We start from the raw sequence: 2,418 nt of genomic DNA, 5'->3' as shown, positions 1-2,418 counted from the left end.
CAAGGAAACGAAAATGAGAAAGTAAATATCTATCGTTATGTTACAGAGAATACCTTTGATGCGTACCTTTGGGTGCGACATGAAGTCGCTTAATTTAACTGTTTGGCATGATGACCAAACCAACTATTCCGTTAGTTGAGCCGAGTATCGACTGCACTTAGGTGTGGTAAGCCGATATTAAAGTAACCCTACTTGAGGTAAAACCGTGAGGAAATACCGAAACTGCCAGCAACAAGGTGGTTAGGGAGCGAGGCTTGATAATATGGCTAACATATGTGAACTACTGATAAATGTCGTTAAGGCGAATAGGCTAAAGTTGCTGATAAGCCTGAACCAAAATGGTGTGTAGTCGGATAATCCTTTCCACAGTGGGATTACACGGACAAAAAGACTACCGGCAGAGAGGTAGAGCCTAAGTTATCAATGTTAATTAAGTGAAACATGGTAAGCCTGTACTATTGCCATAAGGCAAGGCAAATCGTAAGAAATGCTGATAATCGTGCAGGTAAAGGAGAATGGAAAAAGCGAATGCCATCTTGTAATGAGATGGATAGGGGTTCAAAATTTGCCCTAACTTGAAAGAGTGCAGACTTCCATTTGGTTTTTAATCACAAGAGAACTTGTAGAATTTTTGAAAGGAGAAAGCAAATGAACAGTAAAATGTGTGCTACTACTAACAGAGCTAAAAACTGGGAAAGTATAGACTTTTCTCTAGCAGAAAGCTATGTTAAAAAACTACAAATGCGTATTGTGAAAGCGTGGAAAATGAGTAAATATGGAAAGGTAAAATCTTTACAACATTTACTCACAACTTCATTTTATGCAAAAGCCTTGGCTATTAAGAGGGTAACTGAAAATCAAGGCAAGAAAACAAGTGGTGTAGATGGCGAATTATGGCTAACACCACAGGCAAAGTATAAGGCGATAGAAAAGTTAAATTTAAGAGGATATAAACCTAAGCCTCTTAAAAGAGTGTATATACCAAAGAAAAATGGGAAGAAAAGACCTCTCAGCATTCCTACAATGACAGATAGAGCAATGCAAACCCTATATAAATTTGCACTTGAACCCATAGCAGAAACTACTGCTGACCCTAATTCTTATGGATTTAGGGCAAAAAGATGTACACAAGATGCTATCGAGCAGTGTTTTACATCACTCAATAAAAAGAAATCTGCAAAATGGGTACTTGAGGGAGATATAAAAGGTTGTTTTGATAATATAAGTCATGAATGGATATTAAATAATATCCCAATGAACAAGAAATTATTAAAACTCTGGCTTGAGTGTGGATATATAGAAAAACAAAAACTATTTCCAACAGAAACAGGAAGCCCCCAAGGCTCGCCAATATCACCTATTATTTCCAATATGGTATTAGATGGTTTAGAAAAAGCAATCAAAGAGAAATACCATAGAAGAACAGTAAATAAGAAAACATATTTCCCAAAGGTTAACTTTGTTAGATATGCAGATGATTTCATCGTTACAGGGGAAAGTGCAGAATTGCTTGAAAATGGTGTAAAACCAATCATTGTAAAATTCTTGGCTGAAAGAGGTTTAGAATTATCAGAGGAAAAGACACTCATAACACACATAAATGACGGTTTTGATTTTCTTGGAGTTAATATTAGGATGTATAAAGATAAGTTGCTTACAAAACCATCTGATAAGAACTTCAAGGCTATTGTCGATAAAATCAGACGAATCATAAAAGATAATCCGTCAATGAAACAAGAAATTTTGATTAGAAAATTAAATCCAATCATTATAGGTTGGGTAAACTATCATAAATATAATGTTTCATCTAAAGCCTTTGAAAAACTTGATTATGAAATATATAAAAGCTTGTGGACCTGGTGCGTTCGTAGACACCCAAAGAAAGGTAGAAAATGGATAGCTAAGAAATACTTCCATACCATTGGAAATAGAATCTGGACTTTCAGTGTAGCAACTGGCGACAGAATGGAAAATGGCGAGAAATACTATCTTCGTCTTAAATATGCTACAGACACTGATATTAAAAGATTTACCAAGATACAAGCTGAAGCAAATCCATTTGATGAAAATTGGCAAATATACTTTGAAGAAAGAGAAGAGTTAAAAATACGAAACGAACTTAAAGGACGTACAGTTATAAATAGACTGTATAAAACGCAAAATGGAATATGCCCTGTTTGTGGAGAGAAAATAACTATTGATACAGACTTTAGAGTACATCAAACAATTCAAAATAACATTACCCTTAAAACTTTAGTACATCCTTGGTGTCATAGAAAATTGCATATAAACGATGAAGAAAACACGCTGGCTCTTTAATTAGGGCTTATAAAAACTTGAGCCGTGTGAGGGGAAACTCTCATGCACGGTTCTTAGAGGGGAAAGGGATAGTAATATCCCTGACCTACTCGACCAGAC

Annotated in this window: 2 protein-coding genes; both read left to right on the top strand. The window is 35.4% G+C overall.

Annotated elements, in window-relative coordinates:
- Positions 1-441 precede the first annotated feature (441 nt).
- The gene (locus J2S72_RS08695) at positions 442-579 is read left to right on the top strand and encodes a hypothetical protein (RefSeq protein WP_023055008.1); all 138 of its coding nucleotides are present in this window, start codon (positions 442-444) and stop codon (positions 577-579) included.
- Positions 580-648: 69 nt separating this feature from the next.
- On the top strand, positions 649-2,319 hold the full coding sequence (ltrA, locus tag J2S72_RS08690; RefSeq protein ID WP_023055010.1) for a group II intron reverse transcriptase/maturase: 1,671 nt from the start codon (positions 649-651) through the stop codon (positions 2,317-2,319).
- Positions 2,320-2,418: the final 99 nt, after the last annotated feature.

Origin of the sequence: Peptoniphilus koenoeneniae (assembly GCF_030812875.1) — a bacterium.
GTDB classification, from domain to species: Bacteria; Bacillota; Clostridia; order Tissierellales; family Peptoniphilaceae; genus Peptoniphilus_B; species Peptoniphilus_B koenoeneniae.
The sequence above is the reverse complement of the archived record's forward strand: the minus strand, read 5'-3'. Positions and strand labels throughout refer to the sequence as shown.